This window comes from Thiobacillus denitrificans, assembly GCF_001530125.1.
GTDB classification, from domain to species: domain Bacteria; phylum Pseudomonadota; class Gammaproteobacteria; order Burkholderiales; family Thiobacillaceae; genus Thiobacillus; species Thiobacillus denitrificans_C.
In genome coordinates this window covers 135,888-156,958 of record NZ_LDUG01000025.1, presented here as the reverse complement: position 1 = coordinate 156,958, position 21,071 = coordinate 135,888, and the positions used below count along the sequence as shown (strand labels likewise).

Genomic DNA, 21,071 nt, shown 5'->3' with positions numbered 1-21,071 from the left:
TCAACAGGCTTCGCTTCGGAGCCGTCCCAGTTGGCACACAAACACATAAGGAGGAGCAACATGAAATTACTGAATGCTACGCTCGGCGCCCTGATGATCGGGCTGGTTTCGATGCCCGTATTCGCTGATGACGGCGACAAAGACAAAAAAGCAAAGGGCGGCAACAACGAATGCCCGGTCGGTCTGGTGCGCGGCATAAGCATGGACGACGAGTTCGGCCCCGGCACCCAGGCCTTGACCAAGTGCCTCGAGAAACGCCACGACGTCAAGATGGTCGTGCAAATCAACCAGTTCTGCACCAATACGGCCAATTGTGCGGCCTCGCCCTACGGCCTCGGCAACATTCGCAACATCCTAGACGACTATGAAATCACCCATGGCATGAAGGCGGGCAAGGATTACAAAATGGTCGTCGTGCTGCACAGCCCAGGCGGCCGGATGGCGCTCAAGGACGTTGGCCTGAATGCTGACGGCGCGGAAGTTAGCGGTCGCAACCCCTTCGAAGGCACGATCCGGGGGCTGATGGCACGTGGTGTGAAGTTCTATTTTTGCCAGAACACGACGCGTGCTTTCCTCAGTCAACCCGCCACGACGATCACCTCTCTACCGAAATACCTGCTCACCGGCGAATCGGCCACCGCCCAGATGATCGAAGGCATGGAATACACCACCGCCGGCCTGACGTCGATTGCCGACTTCCAGGCACGGGGCTACCAGTACATCCAGCCCTGATCGTTCGTTGAACGGGAGAACCCCGCCCAGGCCAGCCGGCCGGGCGGGGGTTTTTTATTTGGTGGACTTAAATACGAACCGGCTCGAAGGTCGCGTCGAGATTCTGATCGTCGCAGTAGTCGAGGAAATCGCCGCGCAGGGTGGCGATGTGGGCATCGGCGGGGATGCCAAGCGTCATGTGGACGGCGAACATCGGCGCGCCGGTGTGCGGTGCCGGATAGGTCTCGGTTTCGAGCGCCTCGATGTTGATGTGCAGGCGCGCGAAGAAATTGGCCAGGCTGTTGACAATGCCGGGCTGGTCAAGCGCGGCGACCTCGACGGTGTACGGGATCAGCGGCTTTTCCGGACGGTTGGGACGGGTGCGCTGCTGGGTGAGCGACAGGCCGAGCTCCTCGCCCACGGCCGGCAGGCGGGCTTCCAGCTTGGCGAGCGCGTCCCAGCTGCCGGACACGCGCATCAGCAGCGCAAAGCGCCCGCCGAGCGCAGCCATGCGCGATTCCTCGATGTTGCAGGCGGATTCGCTGATGCGGCGGGTGAAGCCTTCCACCAGGCCAATTTTGTCTTCGCCGCTGGCGGTGATAACGAGGGATTCGGTGTCGCTTGCCATTAAATTAATTCCCTATCGGACAGTTCTTTTTTGATATACGCGTAGAACACCGGCGCGGCGATCACGCCCGGCACGCCGAAGGCCGCTTCCATCGCCAGCATGACAATGAGCAGTTCCCAGGCGCGCGCCTTGATCTGACCGCCAATGATACGGGCATTCACGAAATATTCGAGCTTGTGGATGATGACCAGGAAGGCGAGCGAGCCGGCGGCGACATAGAGCGAATGCGGCAGCGAAATGATGACGATGATGCTGTTGGAAATGAGATTGCCGAGCACCGGCAGCAGGCCGACGACGAAGGTCACCAGCACCATGGTCTTGACGAAAGGCAGCTCGACGCCGAACGCGGGCAGGATCAGGACGAGATAGATCCAGGTCAGCAGGGCATTGAGCGCAGAGATCCGCACCTGGGCGAACACCACGCGGCGGAACGCTTCGGCGAGCCGCTGAACGCGCTCGCACAACGCTTGCGCCAGCGGTGCCATGGTTTGATGCGGCGCGGCCTCGCGCAGCGCGACAAAGCTGCCGATGATGAAGCCCAGCAGAATCATCAGCAGCACGCGGCCGGCATCGCCGCCCAGCCTACGCAGGTCCTGCGCATGGTCGCGCAACCATTCGACCAGGCCGGCGCGGATCACCGACTCGTCGCCCTGCGGCAGCCATTCCCCGGCCCACGGCGGCAGCAGCTCACGCGAGTTTTCGATCACCTCGGCCATCTTGGTGAGCAGGCCGGTGAGTCCGCCCTCGGTGCGCAAATACAGGATGGCACCCGCGGTAATCCCGCCCAGCGCGCCCAGCACAATGAGGGTGATCAATGACACCACCATCACCTTGGACCAGGTATGGCCGAGCTTGCCGATGACAAACCGCGGCGCCAGCAGGTGCACCAGCTGCACCACCAGCAGGCCGGCCAGCAAGGCCGGCAACACGCGCAGGTGAAGGACAAGCAGCAGGCCTGCGGCCATCATCAGCCAGGCGGCGATCTGGTAGCGGGTAGCGGGCTGGATGGCTGTCATGGCCGCCACATTGCCAACAAAGCCTGCGCGCGGCAAGGACTTACTGACGGATGCCTGCTGATTTCAGACATCGGCCAGATACCCGAGCGCAGCGCCGGTCTGGGCGGCCGTTGTTTTCAGCGCCTCGGCCCAGCCCGGCTTGTGGCGGTCGGCCGGCGCCGAGATCGACAGCCCGGCGACCAGCTTGCCCTCGGCGTCGCGGATCGGTGCGCCGATGCACGCCACCCCCAGCTCGGCTTCCTCGCGGTCGTAGGCCAGCTGCTCGCGCCGGATCACTTCAAGCTCGGCGCGCAGCTTTTCCAGCGTGGTCAGGGTGTTCGCAGTGTAGGCGGGCAGGCCGGTGCGCTCGGCGTAGCCCATCACCCCGCTGGCACTGTCCTCGGCGAGAAATACCTTGCCGACCGCGGTGACATGTAGCGGCGCGTGCGCGCCGACCACCTGCACCACCTGGATCATCGTCTGCCCGCCGGTCACGCGCTCGACGTAGACGGCTTCGTCGCCGCGCCGCACGATCAGGTTGACCGTCTCGCCGGTCAGCTCGGCCAGTTGCTGCATGGCCGGCATTGCAACCTGACGGATGTTCAGCCGCGCGCGCAGGCGGTTGCCGACTTCCAGCCAGCGCACGCCGAGGTCGTATTCGCCGGCGCCGCTTTTCTCGATCAGGCCGTGCGCCATCAATGCGCCGAGAATGCGGTGCGCGCTGGCGGTATGCAGACCGGCATCATTGGCCAGCCGGGTCAGGCTGACCGGGCCGGGCGCGCGGGAGAGAACGCCGACCAGCGCCATGGCGCGGTCGAGCACCTGGATGGATGAGATTGTATTTTTCATAAGGTGAAAATTTATCACGCAATGTGAAAAAGCGGGAAATTTCTGCTTCAATACATCCATCGTTTCACATCATGTGAAACATTTTCATATTGTGAAAGGAATTGCCATGAGCGCAGTGCTGCAGTCCCCGCCCGAGACTGTCCCCACCTTTTGCGAGGGCATTCAGTATTTCGCCGACAGCTTTCCGGAAATCGACCGCCTGGGCGCAGCGCCGCTGCTGGGGCCGAACCAGCCCGCGCTGCCGGACGCGACCAGTGAGCAGGCCATCTACCAGACGCTGCTGGCCGCCGATGCGCTGCGCTACCTGACCCTGCAGGTCACCGGCAGCAAGTCGTCCGGCCACCCGGGTGGCTTCGCCTCCAGCGCCGACGCGGTCGCCGCGCTGCACCTGCTGGGCCACCGCAACATGGTGACCGAGGTCGGCCACCACGCGCCCGGCTTCTATTCGGCGATGTTCCTCGACACCTCGCTCGAAGACATGGGCATCTACACGGTTTCCGACATGCGGGCGCGCTTTCGCGAGCGCCACGGCCTGCTCGGCCATCTGTCGGGCGCGATTCCCGGCCTGCTGGCGCCTGCCGGCCCCTTGGGCCAGGGCCAGCATTTCGCCATGGCCGGCGCCTACCTGAATCGCGACAAGCTGTTCCCCGTCACCATCGGCGACGGCGGCCTCGGCGAGCCCTACATCATGAGCGCGTTCCAGCATTTCGCGACCGCCTATCCGGACATCACCAACTACCTGCCGGTGCTGGTGTGGAACGGCTATTCGCAGGAGCACCACAGCATGGTGTCGCTGTGGGACAACACGCGCATGACCGACTACTGGCGCGCGTACGGCTTCGACGACATACACCTGATCGACGCCCGCGAATACGCCGACACGCCCGACGCGCCGGTGTACACGGACAGCACGACCTTCGGCTTCGCCGCGCGCATGGCCTTCACCGGCGCGATTCTGAAGGCGGCCGATACCGCCGCGAAAAGCGCGCTGTCCGGTCGCCGCGCCTGCCTCATTGTCAAGCAATTGAAAGGCGCGGGCGTACACGCCACCGGCGCCAAGTCGCACAACCTCTACGCGCACCACACGCTCGACTCCGACGACGTGAAGGGCGGGCTGCAGCGCCGCGCATTGCCGATCAAGGCGTGGGAAATCACCCGCGAGAACTTCCGCCACGCCGGCGGCGGCCCGGCCGCACGCGTGGCGGTGACCGAAAGCGTGCGCGATCTGCCCAGCCTCGAAGGGCTGCCGCTGACCGAATTCGCCGTCGGCGAAAACCACGTGCCCACCACCGCCTTCGGCAACGTCGTCGGCGAAGTGGGTAAGCGCGACCCGGACTTCGTCGTCACCAACGCCGACGGCAACGAAGCGTCGGGCATGGCCAACATCAACAAGGCGTTGACCATCCGCCATCCGACTGCCGACGACCTGTATTTCCAGGGGCCTTCTGGTCAGGTCTACGAGCCGCTCAACGAAGACTCCTGCGCCGGCCTCGCGGTGGGCGTCGCGCTGTTCGGCGGCCGCAGCCTGTGGTGCAGCTACGAATCCTTCGCCATCAACGGCCTGCCGATCTGGCAGACGGTGACGCAGGCGATGGCCGAACTGCGCCGCCCGACGCCTGCAACGGTGTGCCTGTTCACCGCCGGCGCGCTGGAGCAGGGCCGCAACGGCTGGACCCACCAGCGCCCGGAAATCGAAAGCTACTTCGCCGCGATGATGCGCAACGGCAACGTCTACCCGCTATTCCCGGTCGATGCCAACATGATCCAGGCGAGCTACGACTGGGCCCTGAAGCAGCGCAACAAGGGTATCGTCATCACCGCCTCGAAGACGCCGCTGCCGATCCATGCCACGATGGCGCAGAGCTATCAGGCGATCGACGACGGCGCCATTGTGCTCAAGGAACACCCGGGTTCCCACAGCGTGGTGTTCGCGGTGACCGGCGACCTGGTGCTGCAGCCGGTGTTTGCCGCCGCCGAGAAGCTGGCCGAAGCCGGCATCGGCTCGCGCATCGTCGCCGTGGTCAACCCGCGCCGCCTGTACCGTCCGAGCGACGTGCTGTGGGACAGCGTGTCGGAACCCGACGGCCGCTTCATGGACGACGCTGCATTCAAGGCGATGTTTCATGGTGACGTGCTGATCGGCGTCACCGGCGGCCCGTCGGCACCGCTGGAGCCGGTGCTGCTGCGCAGTCAGGCCGCGCAGCGCGACGTGTTCTGCTGGAAGCGCGGCGAAACCACCGCCAACCCGCAGCAGTTGTTCGACTTCAACGGCATGAACGCGCAGGCGATGCACGAGCGCGCGCTGGCGATGCTGGAACAGGTGGCGGCTTAAAAAAACGTATCCGCTAAGGGCGCGAAGAAACGCGAAGGAAAACCCGGAGGACGCTGAATAAGTCTGTAATTTGTCATTGCGAGCGCAGCGAAGCAATCCACTGCTTGATTCGGCGAGGCTTTCTGGATTGCCGCGTCGCTTCGCTCCTCGCAATGACAGACGTATCAGTGTTTACTCAGGTCTTCTTCGCGCCCCTTCGCGTCCTTCGCGGACAAAAAAGGTTTAGATCATGACCCCGAAAATCATCGTTCTCGACGACGACCCCACCGGATCGCAGACGGTGCATTCCTGTCTGCTCCTGACGCGCTGGGATGTCGCCACGTTGAAGACGGCGCTGGCCGACGCCGCGCCGTTGTTCTTCATCCTCACCAACACGCGCGGGATGGACGCGGCGCGCGCCGCCGACGTCACGCGAGAGGTATGCGAAAACCTCAAGCTCGCGCTCGTCGATTACAAAGGGCCGGTGCTGTTCGTATCGCGCTCGGATTCAACGCTGCGCGGCCACTACCCGGTCGAGACCGACGTGATGAACGCCGTGCTCGGTTCTTTCGACGCGACCATCCTGACCCCCGGCTTCTTCGAGGGCGGGCGCATCACGCGCGACAGCACGCACTACCTGATCATCGACGGCAAGCCGGTGCCGACCCACGAGACCGAGTTCGCGCGCGACTCGGTGTTCGGCTACCGCACCGCGTATCTGCCCGACTACGTCGCCGAGAAGACCGCCGGCCGCGTCGAGGCCGCTGACGTGGCGCGGCTCACCCTCACGGACCTTCGCAAAGGCCAGGCCGATTCCTGGCTCGCATCGTTCGAGAACAACGCAATCGGCGTGGTCGACGGCGAATCCGCAGACGACTACCGCATCTTCGCCGACGCAGTCCTGAAAGCCGCCGCCTCTGGCCGCCACCTGCTGTTCCGCAGCGCGGCCTCGCTGCTCACCGCACTCGCCAAGCTGCCGCCGCAGCCGGTAGCTGCCGAATCCTTCGCCACTTTGGTGCGCGACGGCCAGCCCGGCGCGATCATCGTCGGCTCGCACGTCGCCAAGACCACGGCCCAGCTCACCGCGCTGCTGAAGGAACGCGGCGTGGTCGGCCTGCCGCTCGACGTCGCCCGTCTGCCTGACGCGCGCGCCGCGCTGGTCGACGAACTGACAGCGAGCATCGCCCACGCCCACGCACGCGGCCTCACGCCGGTGGTGTTCACCAGCCGCGCCGAGCGGCAGTTCGTCAGCGTGGCCGAGCGGCTGGCCTTCGGCGAGTCCGTGTCCGCCACGCTGATGGACGTGGTGCATCGGCTGCCGGAAACCCTGGGCTTCCTCATCAGCAAGGGCGGCATCACCTCCAACGACGTGCTGTCGACCGGGCTGGAACTGGCGACCTCGCGCGTGCTGGGGCAGATCCTCCCCGGCGTGACCGTGGTGCAGACGCCGACCGCCCACCGCCTGCCGCAGATTCCCGTCGTGATTTTTCCCGGCAACGTCGGCGGCGACGGTGCACTGGCGGAAGCCTACCGGCGTCTCGCGCCCTCGCACGCGCAGGCGAGCCCGGCTAAACTGGCGGCCTGACCGTTTCCCGCCCTGCCATGCTCAGTCCCGCCTTCCTATCCAAACTGCGCCGCCTGTTGCCGGCGCACTGCGTGCTCAACGAGCGCGAAGACCTGCTGCCATTCGAGTCCGACGGCCTGGCGGTGTACCGCAACACCCCTGACGTGGTAGCACTGCCGGAGAATGAGGCGCAGGTGGCGGCGATCCTGAAGCTGTGCCACGCGGAGAAGGTCGCAGTGGTGGCACGCGGCGCCGGCACCGGCCTGTCGGCGGGCGCCATACCCGTCGACGGTGCGGTGTTGCTGGTGCTGGCCAAGCTCAACCGCATCAAGGCCATCGACCCGCTGACGCGCACCGCCGTGATCGAGCCCGGCGTGCGCAACCTGGCGATTTCCGAAGCCGTCGCGGGGCACAATCTTTATTACGCGCCCGATCCGTCGTCGCAGATCGCCTGCTCGATCGGCGGCAACGTGGCGGAAAACTCCGGCGGCGTGCACTGCCTCAAATACGGCCTCACCGTGCACAACATCATGAAGCTGCGCGCGTGGACCATCGACGGCCAATTGCTGGAAATCGGCAACGAGTCGCTCGACGCGCCCGGCTACGATCTGCTCGCGCTCTTGACCGGCTCGGAAGGCATGCTGGCGGTGATCACCGAAGTCACGGTCAAGCTGCTGCCGCGCCCCGAACGCGCGCAGGTGGTGCTGGCCGCGTTCGACGATGTGGCGAAAGCGGGTGCCGCAGTCGGCAACATCATCGCCGCTGGCGTCATCCCTGCAGGTCTCGAGATGATGGACCGCCTCGCCATCCAGGCCGCCGAGGCCTTCGTCCACGCTGGCTACCCGCTCGACTGCGAGGCCCTGCTCTTGTGCGAGGTTGACGGCGTCAACGAGGAAGTCTCGGCCGACATCTACACCGTGCGGAAAGTGCTCGAAGCCTCTGGCGCGATCGAGATCCGCACCGCCGAGAGCGAGGCGCAGCGCCTCAAGTTCTGGGCCGGGCGCAAGGCCGCCTTCCCCGCGGTCGGCCGGCTCGCGCCCGACTATTACTGCATGGACGGCACCATTCCGCGCGGCGCTTTGCCGCACGTGTTGAAACGCATCAGCGAGATGAGCGCCGAATACGGCCTGGCGGTAGCCAACGTGTTCCACGCCGGCGACGGCAATCTGCACCCGCTGATCCTGTTCGACGCCAACCAGCCCGGCGAACTCGCCAAGGCCGAAGCCTTCGGCGGCAAGATTCTCGAGCTGTGCGTCGAGGTCGGCGGCACCATCACCGGCGAGCACGGCGTCGGGCTGGAAAAGATCAACCAGATGTGCGCGCAGTTCGCCACGCCGGAACTGAGCCGTTTCCACGACGTGAAGGCCGCATTCGACCCTGACAAGCTGCTCAACCCCGGCAAGGCTGTTCCCGAACTGCACCGCTGCGCCGAGTGGGGCGCGATGCACGTCCACGGCGGCCAGCTAACGCACCCCGAGCTGCCGAGGTTCTGATGCTGGACACCTTGATCGAGCGCATCCGCGCCGCCCATGAAAGCAATACGCCGCTCATCATCCAGGGCGGCGGCAGCAAGACCTTCTACGGCAACGCCGATGAAGGTGAAGTCCTCAGCACACGCGCGCTTGCCGGCATCGTCGACTACCAGCCCAAGGAGCTGGTGCTGACCGCACGTGCCGGCACCCCGCTGGCCGAAATCGAGGGACTGCTCGCCGAACAGAATCAGATGCTGGCGTTCGAGCCGCCGCACTTCGGCGGCCCGGCCACGCTGGGCGGCTGCATTGCCGCCGGCCTGTCCGGCCCGCGCCGACCCTACGCCGGCGCCGCGCGCGACTTCGTGCTCGGTGTGCGGATGGTCGACGGTACCGGGCAGCCGCTGCGCTTCGGCGGCCAGGTGATCAAGAATGTCGCCGGCTACGATGTGTCGCGGCTGATGGTCGGCGCGCTCGGCACGCTTGGCCTCATCACCGAAGTCTCGCTCAAGGTGCTGCCGAAACCGGCTGCGGAATCCACGCTGCAATTCGAACTGGATGAAGCCACCGCCATCCTGAAAATGAACCAGTGGGCCGGACAGCCGCTGCCGCTGTCGGCGACTTCATGGCACGCCGGCCTGCTGACGCTGCGGCTGTCGGGCGCGGCGTCCGCGGTGCAGGTCGCGCAGGCCAAACTCGGCGGCGAGGCATTGAAGGATGCCGCTGCCTTCTGGCAGCGCCTGCGCGACCAGGCGACACCTTTTTTCGACAAGCGCCCGATATGGCGTCTGGCGGTCAAGCCGACCACGCCGCCACTGAACCTGGGCGACGCGCAATGGATCGAATGGGGCGGCGCCGTGCGCTGGCTGGCAAGCAACCGGCCCGCAGCCAACTTGCGCGAAGCTGCCAAGAGTGCGGGGGGCCACGCCACCCTGTTCCGCGGCGCCGCGCCGGCCGACGGCGTCTTCGCCCCGCTCGCCCCGGCCCTGTTGGGCGTGCATCGCAACCTCAAGCAGCGCTTCGACCCCAGGGGCATTTTCAACCGCGGCCGCCTGTATTCGGACTTCTGACATGCAGACCACGCTCGCCGAATCCTTCCGCAACACCCCCGAGGGCGAGGAAGCCGAACGCATCCTGCGCAGCTGCGTGCATTGCGGGTTTTGTCTGGCCACCTGCCCCACCTACCAGATTCTCGGCAACGAGCTCGACTCGCCGCGCGGCCGCATCTATCTGATGAAACAGGTGCTCGAAGGCGCAACGCCGACGGCGAAAACCCAGCTTCACCTCGACCGCTGCCTGACCTGCCGCAACTGCGAGACCACCTGCCCATCGGGCGTCGAATACGGCAAGCTGCTCGACATCGGCCGCCACATCGTCGAGGAAAAAGTCGGCCGCAGCGTGGGCGAGACCGCGACCCGCACGGCGCTGAAAATCGGCCTCGGCACGCAACTGCTGTTCAACAGCGCGCTCAATCTCGGCCAGGGCGTGCGCAGTCTGATGCCGGGCTTTTTGAAGGCCCGCATCCCCGCCGCCGAAGCAGCAGGCATCTGGCCCGCCGCACGCCACGCCCGCCGCATGCTGGTCCTGCAGGGCTGCGTGCAGCCCGGCCTCAAACCCAACATCAACGCCGCCACCGCGCGCGTGCTCGACCGCCTCGGCATCTCGCTGGTCACGGCAAGCGAAGCCGGCTGCTGCGGCGCGCTTGCGCATCACCTCAACGACACCGATGCGGGCCTTGATGCCGCACGCCGCAACATCGACGCCTGGCTGCCGCAGCTCGACGCCGGCGTGGAAGCCATCGTGATGACGGCCTCGGGCTGCGGCGTGATGGTGAAGGACTACGGCTGGCTGCTGCGCAATGACGACGCCTATGCGGAAAAAGCCGCGCGCGTGTCCGCCGCGACGAAAGACATTTCGGAAATCCTCGTTTGCGAAGCGGCCGCGCTGAAATCTCTCACCCCTAACCCCTCACCCCTCACCCCTAAACGCATCGCCTACCACCCGCCCTGCACCCTGCAGCACGGACAGAAACTCACGGGCGGCGTCGAGGCGCTGCTGACCGATGCCGGATTCGAGCTCACTCCGGTGGCGGAAAAACACCTGTGCTGCGGCTCGGCCGGCACCTATTCGATCCTGCAGCCCGAGATCGCCAACCAGCTCAAGATGCGCAAGCTCGGCTATTTACAGGCGGGGGCGCCGGAGGTGATCGTCACCGCCAACATTGGTTGCCTCACGCATCTGCAATCGGGCACCGGGATTCCTGTGCGACACTGGGTGGAAATTTTGGACGATGCGCTGGAAAAAACGGGCGCGGATTCAAATTCGAAGTGCAACTCTGATTAACGGGTTGGGTGGGCGAGATGTGAGAGCATCCGAGCCCCTCGACCGCCAAGTCAAAGTTGCCCTGAATGAAATACACACACCTCACCCAAGACGAACGGTATCAGATTGCCATCCTTGCCAAAGCGGGACATGACAAAAGCGAGATTGCCCGATTGATGGAGCGCCATAAATCGACCATCAGCCGGGAGATGACGCGCAACCGGGGAGCGCGCGGCTATCGTCCCAAACAAGCCCATGCGCGCTCACAGTCTCGCATCGACCCACAAGAGCCGCCCAGCCTTCAACGTCATGGCAGTCGGTTATCTGGGGTTAACCCGCCATTCGCTAACTTTCCGCGAACTTCGGCTCGTCGGCCTTATGCAAAGCTTTACATAAGGCCAATGACCCGGCATCCGCCTCGAATTTTTGAATGGCGGCTCAACACGAGATAGCCGACCGTCAAAGCGTCGAAGGCCGTGATTCTTGTGGGTCGGGAAGAGTCGGTCGCGTGCGGCAGGGTTCAGCCAGGATGCAACCATAGCGCGATCATCGTGACACTCCGTTTTTTTGCCTCGGCAAAACATGATCGGCCGTTCTCGTCTACCATTTTCGAGTGGCCCTAGCGGGATCCGCAGAACCAGGATCAATGCCCGTGCCGATGATGAATATCCGGGAAATGCGGGTGTTTGTGGGTGATGGCCACATGCCGATGGGGATGGCTGTGCGGCGCTTTGCCATCCCAATCGAAATCATGTTCGTGCTGGTGATGCGCATCGTGAATGTGCGGGTGCGTGTGCTCCAGCGGCTCATGCGTATGCACATGGGCGTGACGTTCGGTCAGGTGCAGCCAGACACCCGCACCCATCAGGCCGGCAGCGAGCCAGAAAGGGGCGGGCGTGGGTTCGCCCAGCAACAGGATGGCGATGGCTGCACCGATGAAAGGCGCGGTGGAGAAATAGGCGCCCGTGCGGGCCGTGCCCAGGCCGCGCAATGCCATGACAAAAAGCACCAGGCTCAAGCCATAGCCCACAAAGCCGACTGTCATGGCTGCCCACGCGGCGGACCAGGCAGGCAATGCCGCGCCCAGCAGCAGGGCCAGGCCGGTGTTGACCGCGCCGGCGGTCAAGCCCTTGGTCCCGGCGATGAACAGGGCGTCCGAGCCTGACACCCGGCGCGTCAGGTTGTTGTCGATTGCCCAGCAGAAACAGGCGGCAGCGATGGCCAGAAGGCCGACCCCGTCCACCGTTGCGCTTCCGGCGGATGGCCAGGCGAGCACCGCGCCGCCGGCGACGATGAGCAGCATGCCGAGCACGATGCGGCGATCGACGTTTTCCTTGAAGACGACCCAGGCCAGCACGGCGGTGAAAACCGCCTCCAGGTTGAGCATCAGCGAAGCGGTCCCCGCGCCGATACGGGTCAGACCGAAGACCAGCAGCACCGGTCCCAGCAGGCCGCCGAAGACAATGGCGGCGCCGAACCAGCGCCATTCGTCTGCGGCCAGCCCGCTCGCTCGCCAGCCGCGATCCCGCAGCAGGCGAATGACCACCAGGCCCACGCCGCTGCCCAGATAGAGCAGGCCCGCCAGCAGCAAGGCGGGCATTTCGCCCACCAGCAGCTTGACCAGCGGCGTGCTGCCGCCGAACAGGGCGGCCGCGGCCAGGGCCGGCCAGATGGCCGTACGGAAATCGCTCATGGGCGCCTGCTCTGGGTCAACGGGATCATGTGAGGCTGACGGGACGGGACAAATGAAGAAGGTGAGTCATCCTGATTCATCCTAGAAACCGCAGTTGGACGCGCTCGATGGTGCGTCTGGGCGGGTGGATGCCGCGAAGCGAGGAGGCGGCAGGCCGGGGCCTGCAACGACGTGCGACCAAGGCAGGCGCACGACCAGGCGTGCCAGCGGGTGCGTAGCGGACTCACCCTGTAGGGGGGCGTGGTCGAAGGCAGAAAAACCAATATCCATGCTGCATTCCTCAGGGTGATGAGCGGTCAACTGCGGTTTTTAGGTTGAATGGTCAATCCGGCCGGTAGAGCGTCTCGTAAAAACCGCTCACTTTGACTTTGACGGCAACGGGTTTATCGCCGCGGTTGCGCCAATACCAGCCGTGCGTCCCGTCAAACGGAGCGACAAAAGCGCCCTGGGCGCCGGTCTGCTGCGTGTCTTTCCAGTAGCTGGTGAATTCGTTGCCCGCATTGGGCCGCTCGCCATGCATGTCGAAATTGACTTTGCCGCCCTCGACTGACCAGGTAAAGACGAATTGCTCGCCCTTGCGCATGGACGCCTTGATTTCCGCGCCCTCGCCGGGTTGCAGGGTCAGCGACATTTCGTCGCTGCGAAAAGGCGCTTCGCTTTTAGTTACGGCCGCTGCGAGTGTTTGCACCATGGGTGCGGCCGCTGCCGCACTGCTGGGGAGCGTTGCAGCGGAAACGGCCGGAAGCAGGGGCGCGGCAGTCTCTTCGCTGGGTGCGTTCAGCCTGGTCAGCCCCAGCGCCTTGCCCACCCCGGTCGGGTCGATGCCATGCTCTGCGGGCAGCACGGCGGCGATCAGGATTGCGGCGGCGACGATCAAGGCCCCGCCGGTCGCCTTGATGAGTTGGGGCAGGGTCGGAAGCGGGTGCGTGTTGTGTGTGTTCATGTCTGAATCCTCAAATCAAAGTGTGAAATAACTGGTCATTTGATGGCCCATCAACACGAATCCCGCGGCCATCAACACGGCATTGGCCGCGAATGCCTGATGCCAGAATGCACCGGACCGCCGCCAGAAGCCCATGGCAATCAGGATTGTGACGAGCGCGAGCAATTGCCCAAGCTCAACGCCGACATTGAATGCAAGGATGTTCGCCACCAGTCCGTCCTGCGATAGCGTGAATTCCTGCAACTTGGTGGCGAGGCCAAAGCCATGGAAGAAACCGAAAATCAGCACGGCGGCCTTGGTATTCGGCTGGAAGCCCAACACGCGCTTGAATGCGCCCAGATTGTCGAGCGCCTTGTACACGACCGAGAGGCCGATGATGGCGTCGACAATGTAGGGATTGACATGCGTGCCGCTGAGTACGCCATACAGCAGCGTGACGCTATGACCAATGGCGAATAGCGTGACGTAAGCTGCGACCTCGCGCATCCGGTACAGGAAGAAAATCACCCCGAACAGGAAGAGCAGATGGTCATACCCGGTGACCATGTGCTTCGCGCCGAGGTAGATGAACGGTATCAACTGCATACCGCTGGCTTGCTCGATAAACAGCTTGTCATCTTCTGCCACACCGTGTGCGAACGCACTGCTCGCCAGCAGGGATAGCAACAACAGCGTGATGAATGCAAACCAGCGAGCGCGCAACATGGCCTCGATCCGTTGCGACATGAAGGGTAAATTTAAAGGTTTAGTCATGTTCCAAATCCCAAATCAGGTGAGCGTCGACGAGTAACCCGTAATAAGCCTTCAGCGCCGTGACTTGCGCTTGCAGCGCACTATTCATCGCCGCGTTGGCTTGGCGACGCGCCAGCAGCAAGGCTTGCAGCTCCGCTTCGCCCAGCGTATAGGCGCGTTGCATCAGCGCGGCGTTCTGCTGCATCGCGACTGTGCCTTCGTTGGCGATTTGCAGGCTGTCGTAGGCGCCTTGCGCAGTCGCGACGGCGCTCGCAATTTCTGTTTCGAGCTGGCGCTGCCTAAACTCGACTTCCCGGCGCGATACCTCCACTACTGCCATGGCCTTGGCGCTACGCGCAAGGCGTTGGCCCCCCGGAATGGGCATGCTGATCGTCACGCCGGTGATGCGCTCACGGCCGCCTATTTCCGAGGCCGTCTGGACGCCGAGTGTGGGATCGGGAATCCTGTCCTTGCGCGCGCGTTCAGCATGTGCCTGGTCCACCACTAATTGCGTTTGCACGAGCTTAAACTCGTCGCTTTGCTCAAGGATGCGCTCGCGCCAGAATGCGGCTTCCTCCCCCAGTGGCAGCGGCGGCGGCAGCGCCCGAACTTGACGCACTACGCTGGGGAAACGCGTGGACAGTCGCGCCCAAGCGACGGCGGCCTGCGTTTTTGCGTCGTTTTCCAGGCGTCGTTGGTCGGTCAGCTCGGCGCGCGCGAGATTCAGGTCCAGCTTCGAGGCATCGCCCGCGCGAACGCGTTTGTCCACGGCCGCCAGGCTTTCCTGCGTCGCCTGCATATTCTGCCCCGCCAAGGTGTGGGCATTCTCGGCATGCAGCCACTCCACCCACAGACCCATCAGCTCGCGCGCCGCTTCGTGCCGCGCCTCGCCATAGCGTGCCTGCGACGCTTCGACGGTAGCCTTGCCGAGGTTGCGATCGGCTGCGGCTTTACCGGGCAGCCGCAGGGTGTGCTCGATGCCGACCAGCCATTCGTTGTAGCGCGGGCCGTTCTCTACTCGCCGCTGCTGTCCGGTGGACCGGGCTATCCATTCATACGGCGATTTGTCGAGCATGCCAGCCTCTTGCAGCGCGACTTCCAGACCCGCGCGCGCGGCCGCCACGCCGGGATCCTGTTCGAGCAACGGCCGGGCCATTTCGGTCGGCAGCAGCCCCGGCGGATTCACCGGCTGTACCGCGCGCGCAGTGCCCGAAAGCATCAAACTCATCAGCAGCAATCGAATCATCATGCGATCTCTCCCGATTCGACCACGGGTGTTATCCAGTAGCGCAGACCTGCACCGACGAATTGCTGACGCAGCGCGTCGAGCAAGGCCGCTTTGTCGTCCGCCGCAAAGATCACTTCCACCTCGGTGGCGCGCGCGCGACCCAGCACCTGTTCGGTTTGATCCAGATTCTCGTGGGTCAGGCCGTGAGCGGCGGTGGGCGTGCTGGTGAAGACCGTGGTGTTGGGCAACATCAGCAGCAGATCGAGCAATCTTTCCTCGGCTTGTGGCGGGCACAGCAGGGTTAAACAAAGTTCAGACATGGGAAACCTCTCGTTTCGAAAATGCGAAGCGTAAATACAGGATGGGGAGCAGCATCAGCGTCAGCGCCGTGGCGGTGATCAAACCGCCTATCACGACGATGGCGAGCGGCCGCTGAATCTCCGAGCCGGGCCCGGTCGCAAACAGCAGCGGGATCAGGCCGAACGCGGTAATCGCCGCGGTCATCATCACCGGTCGTAAACGTCGCTTCGCCCCTTGCACGACCACCTCGCTCAATCGCATGCCCTCGCTTTGCAACTGGTTGAAATAGCTGACCAGCACGACCCCGTTCAATACCGCGATCCCCAGCAGTGCGATGAAGCCCACCGACGCCGGCACCGACAGATATTCGCCGGTGACCCACAACGCGACAATGCCGCCGACCAGCGCGAACGGCACATTGCTGAGGATGAGCAGCGCCTGGCGCACCGAACCGAAGGTCGCAAATAGCAACACGAAGATCAGCCCCAGTGCGACCGGCACCACCACCGTCAAACGTGCGGCCGCGCGCTGCTGGTTCTCGAACTGGCCGCCCCAGGTGATGCGGTAACCGGTGGGTAGAGGCAGTTTCTGTGCAACCAGCGCGCGGGACTCTTCGACGAAACCGACCAGATCACGGCCGCCGACGTTGGCGATCACCACGCTGTAGCGGCTGCCCATTTCGCGATCGATCTTGACCGGCCCCGCCGCGCGTTCGAGCTTGGCCACACTGGACAAGGGCACCGTGCTGCCGTCCTTGGTCGTGATGCGCATCGCGCCTAACTCGGCCGGCGACGTCCGCACCGCCTCGGTACCGCGCAATATGATCGGCGTACGCCGGTTGCCCTCGATCACGATGCCGGCCCACTGCCCTTCGATCTGCGTGCGCAGCGCGTCCTGAATTTCTTCGACGCTCAGACCCAGCCGACCGGCCTGCAGCCGGTCCACTGTCACCCGCAAATACTGCACCCCGTCGTTCTGCACCGTGTACACGTCCTGATTGCCGGGAACCGTCTTCAGCAGCGCTTCGACCTGGCTCGCGTACTTGTTGAGCTGGTCAAGGTCGGGGCCGAAAATCTTCACCGCCAGATCGCCGCGCACGCCAATGATCATTTCCGATACGCGCATTTCGATGGGCTGCGTAAAGCTGTACTCGATGCCGGGCATCGGGTCGAGCACCTTGCGTATTTCATCCATCAGCGCTTCCTTGCTCTTCATGCGCCACTCGTCGCGCGGCTTTAACTGCAAGTACGTGTCGGTCTGGTTCAGCCCCATGGGATCAAGGCCGATCTCATCCGACCCGGCGCGCGCCACGATACCGGTAATCTCGGGAATGGCTTTCATCAGCGCCTGGTGAATCTTCAGATCGAGTGCAGCGCTCTGCTCCAGGCTGATCGAAGGGAGCTTCTCGATGCCGACGATCAGGTCGCCTTCGTCCATCGTCGGCATAAAGGTCTTGCCGACCTGCGTGTAGACCACGCCTGCCACCAGCAACATTGCCACCGCCACTGCGGCGACGACGCCCTGCCGACGCAAGCCCCAGGCCAGCGCAGGTTCGTAGAGTGCTAGCAGCTTGCGCGGCAGCCATGGGTCTTCATGCTTGACTTCGCGCAACAGATACGACGCCAGCACCGGAATGACGGTCAACGACAACACCAGCGACGCTGCCAGCGCGAATACGATGGTGAGCGCTACCGGCACGAAAAATTTACCTTCGAGGTCCTGCAAGGTGAGCAGCGGCAGGAATACGGTAATGATGATCAAAATCCCCGACGTGACCGGCACCGCCACCTCGCGCACCGCGCGATAGATCGTATGCAGCCGCGGCAGCTTGCCGGCCGTGGGGTCGGTCGCCAGACGCTGCACGATGTTTTCGACCACCACCACAGCGGCATCGACCAGCATGCCGATCGCGATCGCCAGACCGCCCAGGCTCATCAGATTCGCCGACATGCCGAAGCCGCGCATCAGGATGAAGGTGATCAGCGCTGCCAGCGGCAGCACCAGCGCTACGGTCAGCGCTGCGCGGATATTGCCCAGGAACAGCACCAGCAACACGACGACCAGCACGGTCGCTTCGAGCAGCGCGGTCGAGACTGCACCGACCGCTTTGGTGACGAGGGAGGCGCGGTCGTAGAAAGTTTTGATTTGCACGCCTTTTGGTAGCGTAGGTTGCAGCTCTTCCAGTTTTTTGCGCACCCCTTCGACCACCTGTTTTGCGTTGGCCCCGGCCAGGCCCAACACCAGCCCCTGCACCGCTTCGCCCTTGCCACTCTGTGTTACCACGCCATAGCGGGTGACGGTGCCGATCTTGACCTCAGCCAGATTACCGACACGGATGGGTGCGCCGTCCTTGGTCGTCACTACGATCGCACGCAGATCGTCCAGGCTGGTAATGCTGCCTTCGCTGCGCACCAGCAGCACTTCGTCGCCTTCGCCGAGGCGGCCCGCGCCGTCGTTGCGGTTGTTGGCGCCGATCGCCTCCTTGAGTTGCATGATGGTCACGCCGCTGGCCGCCAGCAGTACCGGATCCGGCACCACTTCATAGGCCCGAACGACGCCACCCAATGAGTTGACGTCGGCCACGCCGGGCACTGTGCGTAACGCGGGCCGAATCACCCAGTCGAGCAGGCTGCGACGTTCGGCCAGCGACAAGCCTTCGCCTTCGACCGTGAACATGAACATCTCACCCAACGGCGTGGTCACCGGCGCCATGCCACCCGAGATGCCGGCGGGCAAACTTTCCGTGAGCCCGCCCAGACGTTCGCTCACCTGCTGGCGCGCCCAATAGCGGTCGGTGCCGTCCTCGAAATCGATCGTCACATCGACCAAGCCATATTTCGTGACCGAGCGCAGAATTTTGGTTTTCGGGATGCCGAGCATTTCCACTTCGATCGGCACCGCGATCCGGCTTTCGACTTCCTCCGGCGTCATGCCGGGGGCCTTCATGATGATTTTGACCTGGGTGCTCGACACATCGGGGAACGCGTCAATCGGCAAACCGCTGTATGCGACCCACCCGGCACCGGCGACGATCAGCGTCGCCAATAGAACAAACAGGCGCTGCGACAGGGAAAATTTAACGAGGAGGGAAAGCATTACTTGCTCTCCTTTGCGTCGAGCCAGGCGCCCTTGAGCGCCACCACGCCGGACACGGCGATCCGTTCGCCCGCCTTGACCGCGCCTTGCACGCGCACGCGTTGCCCTGCGCTGGCCACGGCTTGCACGGGTCTCGCTTCAAAGCCGGTCGAGGTGCGGACAAATACGTAGGGTTGATTGCCGTCGTAGGCCAGTGCGGACAGCGGGACATCCCAGCTGCCTTGCGTCGCCGCCATCGGCAGCTCAACCGTCACAAACTCGCCCGGGCGAAGCTGGCTGGTTTTACCTTCGACCGCGGCCCGCAGCACCAGCGTCTGACTGTTGGACGAGACGGTCGGGCTGGCGCTCAGGATACGCGCCGTGATGCCCCGGCCGGGTACTTCGACCCTTGTACCCACGGGCCAACTGGCGCTTTGCGACGCCGGCAGCTGAATATCCAGCCACAACGAACCCATCTGCGCCACATGCAACAAGGCAGTGGCGGCTTCGACGCGTTGACCCGGCTGGACAGCCAGCTCGGTCACGATGCCCGCCTGCATCGCGGTCAGCGTAATGCTGTCCTGTAGTTTGCCGGAAGCGGCAACGCGATTAATTGTTGCAGCCGACATCCCACTTAAACGCAGTATTGATTTGGCCTGGTTGAGTGCGGCTTCGCCTTCCATCAAAGCCGCCTGCGCCTCTTGCACCCGGCGCTGGGGAATGATGCCTTCCTTGAACAAAGCTTGTTCGCGTCGCGCCGCTTGCCTTGCGAGGGTGGCGCGGGCGGTCGCTTGCAGCAGTTGCAGTTGCAATTGGCCGAGCTCCGGGCTGACGATGCGCACCAGCGGCGACCCCGCACGCACGGCCTGGTTTTGCTGAACCAGCACTTGTGCGACGAGGCCGGTAACCGGCGAGCTGACCACCTGTTCCGCTGTGGGCGGGAGCACGACCTGCGCAGGAAAACTCGCCTTTACCGCGCTGGTTTGAGTCTGTAATGGCGCGGTTTGAATGCCCAATGCCTGAATTTGACTGTTGGGAACGGTAAATTTGACCGGCTGATCGGCTGCCTGAGCGGTGGACGTAAGAACACACAGCGTAGCCATTGCCCATGTAGCGAACGGGATGCGGGGAAATATTTTTTTCATAGCCAACCTCGAATGGCGCCTGCAGGCGCAATAAATGTGAGTTCATCGCTCAAGACGATGTGGGAAAAATTTGCCGAACTCCGCGCGCTACGCGGAGTTAACCCCAGGCGGACGGCATCGGCCTGGGTCAAGACGGTTTGGGGAGCTTGGGCACTCGCCGCCTGCGGCAGCGCGCGCAAAAACACGGATAGCGTGAATCGCATGGTTTTCCTCGTGAAAAAACAACGGAACGAAGAACACCGGCGCGCGAAAGCAGACCGCAGCGTGAAGCCGAGTTGGAGCAAGCGCTCGCCGGTTCAGGCGTGCGCTAGAGGGGGACGGTCGAGAAGCGGGGGAGTGTGGGACAGAAAGGCAGCAGGCGACTGCGAAATGGGCCCGCTGCGCAAGGCGAAATCCAGCGTCAGGCCGGATTCCATGAGGATGGACGAAAAGACAGGGTGGTAATGGCTGCCGTGATGCCCGTCCTCGCTGTGGCCCTTGTCCGTGTTGCCGGCGGCGGAGTGATCAGGACTCGCGTGGTCATGATGGTCATGGTGATCATCATCGTGGGTATGAAAACCCAGGACGGCTACGTCCTCCCCCACATGCCCATGCAGTCCGGCCACCGCAGACCAGGCGAACTGGAGCGGAACGATGAGCATGATGATCAGGACAATGATGCGGCGCATGCGGGGCATTGTACAGCGCTGGATGTTTTCACCAAGAGGGATTTGCATAGGCTATGTCACTGTTGGTTGTTGAGGTCATGTCTTGCCCCCTGATGAAGCCCCTGTCCTTTGGCATCCCGCAGGCGCTGCCGTAGGAACGGCTTCAGCCTCGATGCGCCGCAAGGCGCAAAGGGCAAGTGCTCGCCAAGGCCTCGCCGCCGGGGGGCTGTTGTAGGAGCCCCCGCAAGGAGGAGGCCGTGGTTGTAAAAGCCGACGCGTCGGCAACAACCACGCACGCCCGCCCCCGGGCCGATACCGTGGCGGTTGCGACGGTGCGCAAATCGGGGCGAGGGCGCCCCGCCCACAGCGCTGGCCAATACCAGCAAATAACGATGAAAGCGCCTTTGCATAACTTGGCGTTTCGGCATGCTGATCTTTTAGTACCAAACAGTAGTGTCC

Annotated in this window: 18 protein-coding genes; 7 read left to right on the top strand and 11 right to left on the bottom strand. The window is 63.8% G+C overall.

The genetic code is table 11. The features are described from left to right. Positions 1-60: 60 nt before the first annotated feature. Entirely contained in the window at positions 61-732 is a 672-nt protein-coding gene (locus tag ABW22_RS10390; protein WP_082708708.1) for a DsrE family protein, read from the top strand. A gap of 67 nt (positions 733-799) precedes the next feature. On the opposite strand, the gene ABW22_RS10385 is transcribed toward ABW22_RS10390, so the two are convergent. From ABW22_RS10385 to ABW22_RS10375, 3 genes are all read right to left on the bottom strand, one after another. Further along, positions 800-1,339: a glycine cleavage system protein R gene (locus ABW22_RS10385; protein WP_059755944.1), complete on the bottom strand. Its 540-nt coding sequence runs from the start codon at positions 1,337-1,339 to the stop codon at positions 800-802. Continuing rightward, on the bottom strand, positions 1,339-2,355 hold the full coding sequence (locus tag ABW22_RS10380; protein ID WP_059756161.1) for an AI-2E family transporter: 1,017 nt from the start codon (positions 2,353-2,355) through the stop codon (positions 1,339-1,341). The genes ABW22_RS10385 and ABW22_RS10380 overlap by 1 nt, the downstream gene beginning before the upstream one ends. A 63-nt stretch (positions 2,356-2,418) precedes the next feature. After that, on the bottom strand, positions 2,419-3,183 hold the full coding sequence (locus tag ABW22_RS10375; RefSeq protein ID WP_059755941.1) for an IclR family transcriptional regulator: 765 nt from the start codon (positions 3,181-3,183) through the stop codon (positions 2,419-2,421). Between the two features lie 106 nt (positions 3,184-3,289). On the opposite strand from ABW22_RS10375, the gene ABW22_RS10370 reads away from it, so the two are divergent. The 6 genes from ABW22_RS10370 to ABW22_RS18435 all read left to right on the top strand — a co-directional run bounded on the left by ABW22_RS10370 (position 3,290) and on the right by ABW22_RS18435 (position 11,301). Beyond that, positions 3,290-5,515 carry a transketolase gene (locus tag ABW22_RS10370; protein ID WP_059755938.1) on the top strand — a complete coding sequence of 742 codons (2,226 nt, stop codon included), beginning with the start codon at positions 3,290-3,292 and terminating at the stop codon, positions 5,513-5,515. A 229-nt stretch (positions 5,516-5,744) separates the two neighbouring features. Beyond that, the gene (locus tag ABW22_RS10365; RefSeq protein ID WP_059755934.1) at positions 5,745-7,079 is read left to right on the top strand and encodes a four-carbon acid sugar kinase family protein; all 1,335 of its coding nucleotides are present in this window, start codon (positions 5,745-5,747) and stop codon (positions 7,077-7,079) included. 17 nt (positions 7,080-7,096) lie between these two features. Then, on the top strand, positions 7,097-8,551 hold the full coding sequence (locus ABW22_RS10360) for an FAD-linked oxidase C-terminal domain-containing protein (protein WP_059755931.1): 1,455 nt from the start codon (positions 7,097-7,099) through the stop codon (positions 8,549-8,551). Continuing rightward, positions 8,551-9,597: a glycolate oxidase subunit GlcE gene (gene glcE, locus ABW22_RS10355; protein WP_059755928.1), complete on the top strand. Its 1,047-nt coding sequence runs from the start codon at positions 8,551-8,553 to the stop codon at positions 9,595-9,597. The genes ABW22_RS10360 and glcE overlap by 1 nt, the downstream gene beginning before the upstream one ends. 1 nt (position 9,598) lies before the next feature. Beyond that, positions 9,599-10,870, top strand: coding sequence for a glycolate oxidase subunit GlcF (gene glcF / locus ABW22_RS10350; RefSeq protein ID WP_059755923.1), 1,272 nt, complete (start codon positions 9,599-9,601; stop codon positions 10,868-10,870). A gap of 65 nt (positions 10,871-10,935) precedes the next feature. Next, positions 10,936-11,301 carry a helix-turn-helix domain-containing protein gene (locus ABW22_RS18435; protein ID WP_082708706.1) on the top strand — a complete coding sequence of 122 codons (366 nt, stop codon included), beginning with the start codon at positions 10,936-10,938 and terminating at the stop codon, positions 11,299-11,301. Positions 11,302-11,492: 191 nt separating this feature from the next. Here the strand turns inward: ABW22_RS18435 and ABW22_RS10345 are convergent, their stop codons facing one another. The 8 genes from ABW22_RS10345 to ABW22_RS10310 form a co-directional block, all read right to left on the bottom strand. Continuing rightward, positions 11,493-12,542, bottom strand: coding sequence for a DMT family transporter (locus ABW22_RS10345; RefSeq protein WP_059755918.1), 1,050 nt, complete (start codon positions 12,540-12,542; stop codon positions 11,493-11,495). A 322-nt stretch (positions 12,543-12,864) separates the two neighbouring features. After that, positions 12,865-13,485 (bottom strand): hypothetical protein, encoded by a 621-nt coding sequence (locus ABW22_RS10340; RefSeq protein ID WP_059755914.1) that lies wholly within the window; start codon positions 13,483-13,485, stop codon positions 12,865-12,867. 15 nt (positions 13,486-13,500) lie between these two features. After that, positions 13,501-14,190: a HupE/UreJ family protein gene (locus ABW22_RS10335; RefSeq protein ID WP_419184926.1), complete on the bottom strand. Its 690-nt coding sequence runs from the start codon at positions 14,188-14,190 to the stop codon at positions 13,501-13,503. Between the two features lie 40 nt (positions 14,191-14,230). Further along, entirely contained in the window at positions 14,231-15,463 is a 1,233-nt protein-coding gene (locus ABW22_RS10330; protein ID WP_059756153.1) for a TolC family protein, read from the bottom strand. Further along, positions 15,463-15,765: a DUF3240 family protein gene (locus ABW22_RS10325; protein ID WP_059755904.1), complete on the bottom strand. Its 303-nt coding sequence runs from the start codon at positions 15,763-15,765 to the stop codon at positions 15,463-15,465. Before ABW22_RS10325 ends, ABW22_RS10330 begins: the two co-directional genes overlap by 1 nt. After that, positions 15,758-18,841 (bottom strand): efflux RND transporter permease subunit, encoded by a 3,084-nt coding sequence (locus tag ABW22_RS10320; RefSeq protein WP_059755902.1) that lies wholly within the window; start codon positions 18,839-18,841, stop codon positions 15,758-15,760. Before ABW22_RS10320 ends, ABW22_RS10325 begins: the two co-directional genes overlap by 8 nt. Continuing rightward, positions 18,841-19,965 carry an efflux RND transporter periplasmic adaptor subunit gene (locus ABW22_RS10315; RefSeq protein WP_082708705.1) on the bottom strand — a complete coding sequence of 375 codons (1,125 nt, stop codon included), beginning with the start codon at positions 19,963-19,965 and terminating at the stop codon, positions 18,841-18,843. The genes ABW22_RS10320 and ABW22_RS10315 overlap by 1 nt, the downstream gene beginning before the upstream one ends. A gap of 296 nt (positions 19,966-20,261) precedes the next feature. Further along, entirely contained in the window at positions 20,262-20,633 is a 372-nt protein-coding gene (locus ABW22_RS10310; RefSeq protein WP_059755896.1) for a hypothetical protein, read from the bottom strand. Between the last annotated feature and the right edge of the window lie 438 nt (positions 20,634-21,071).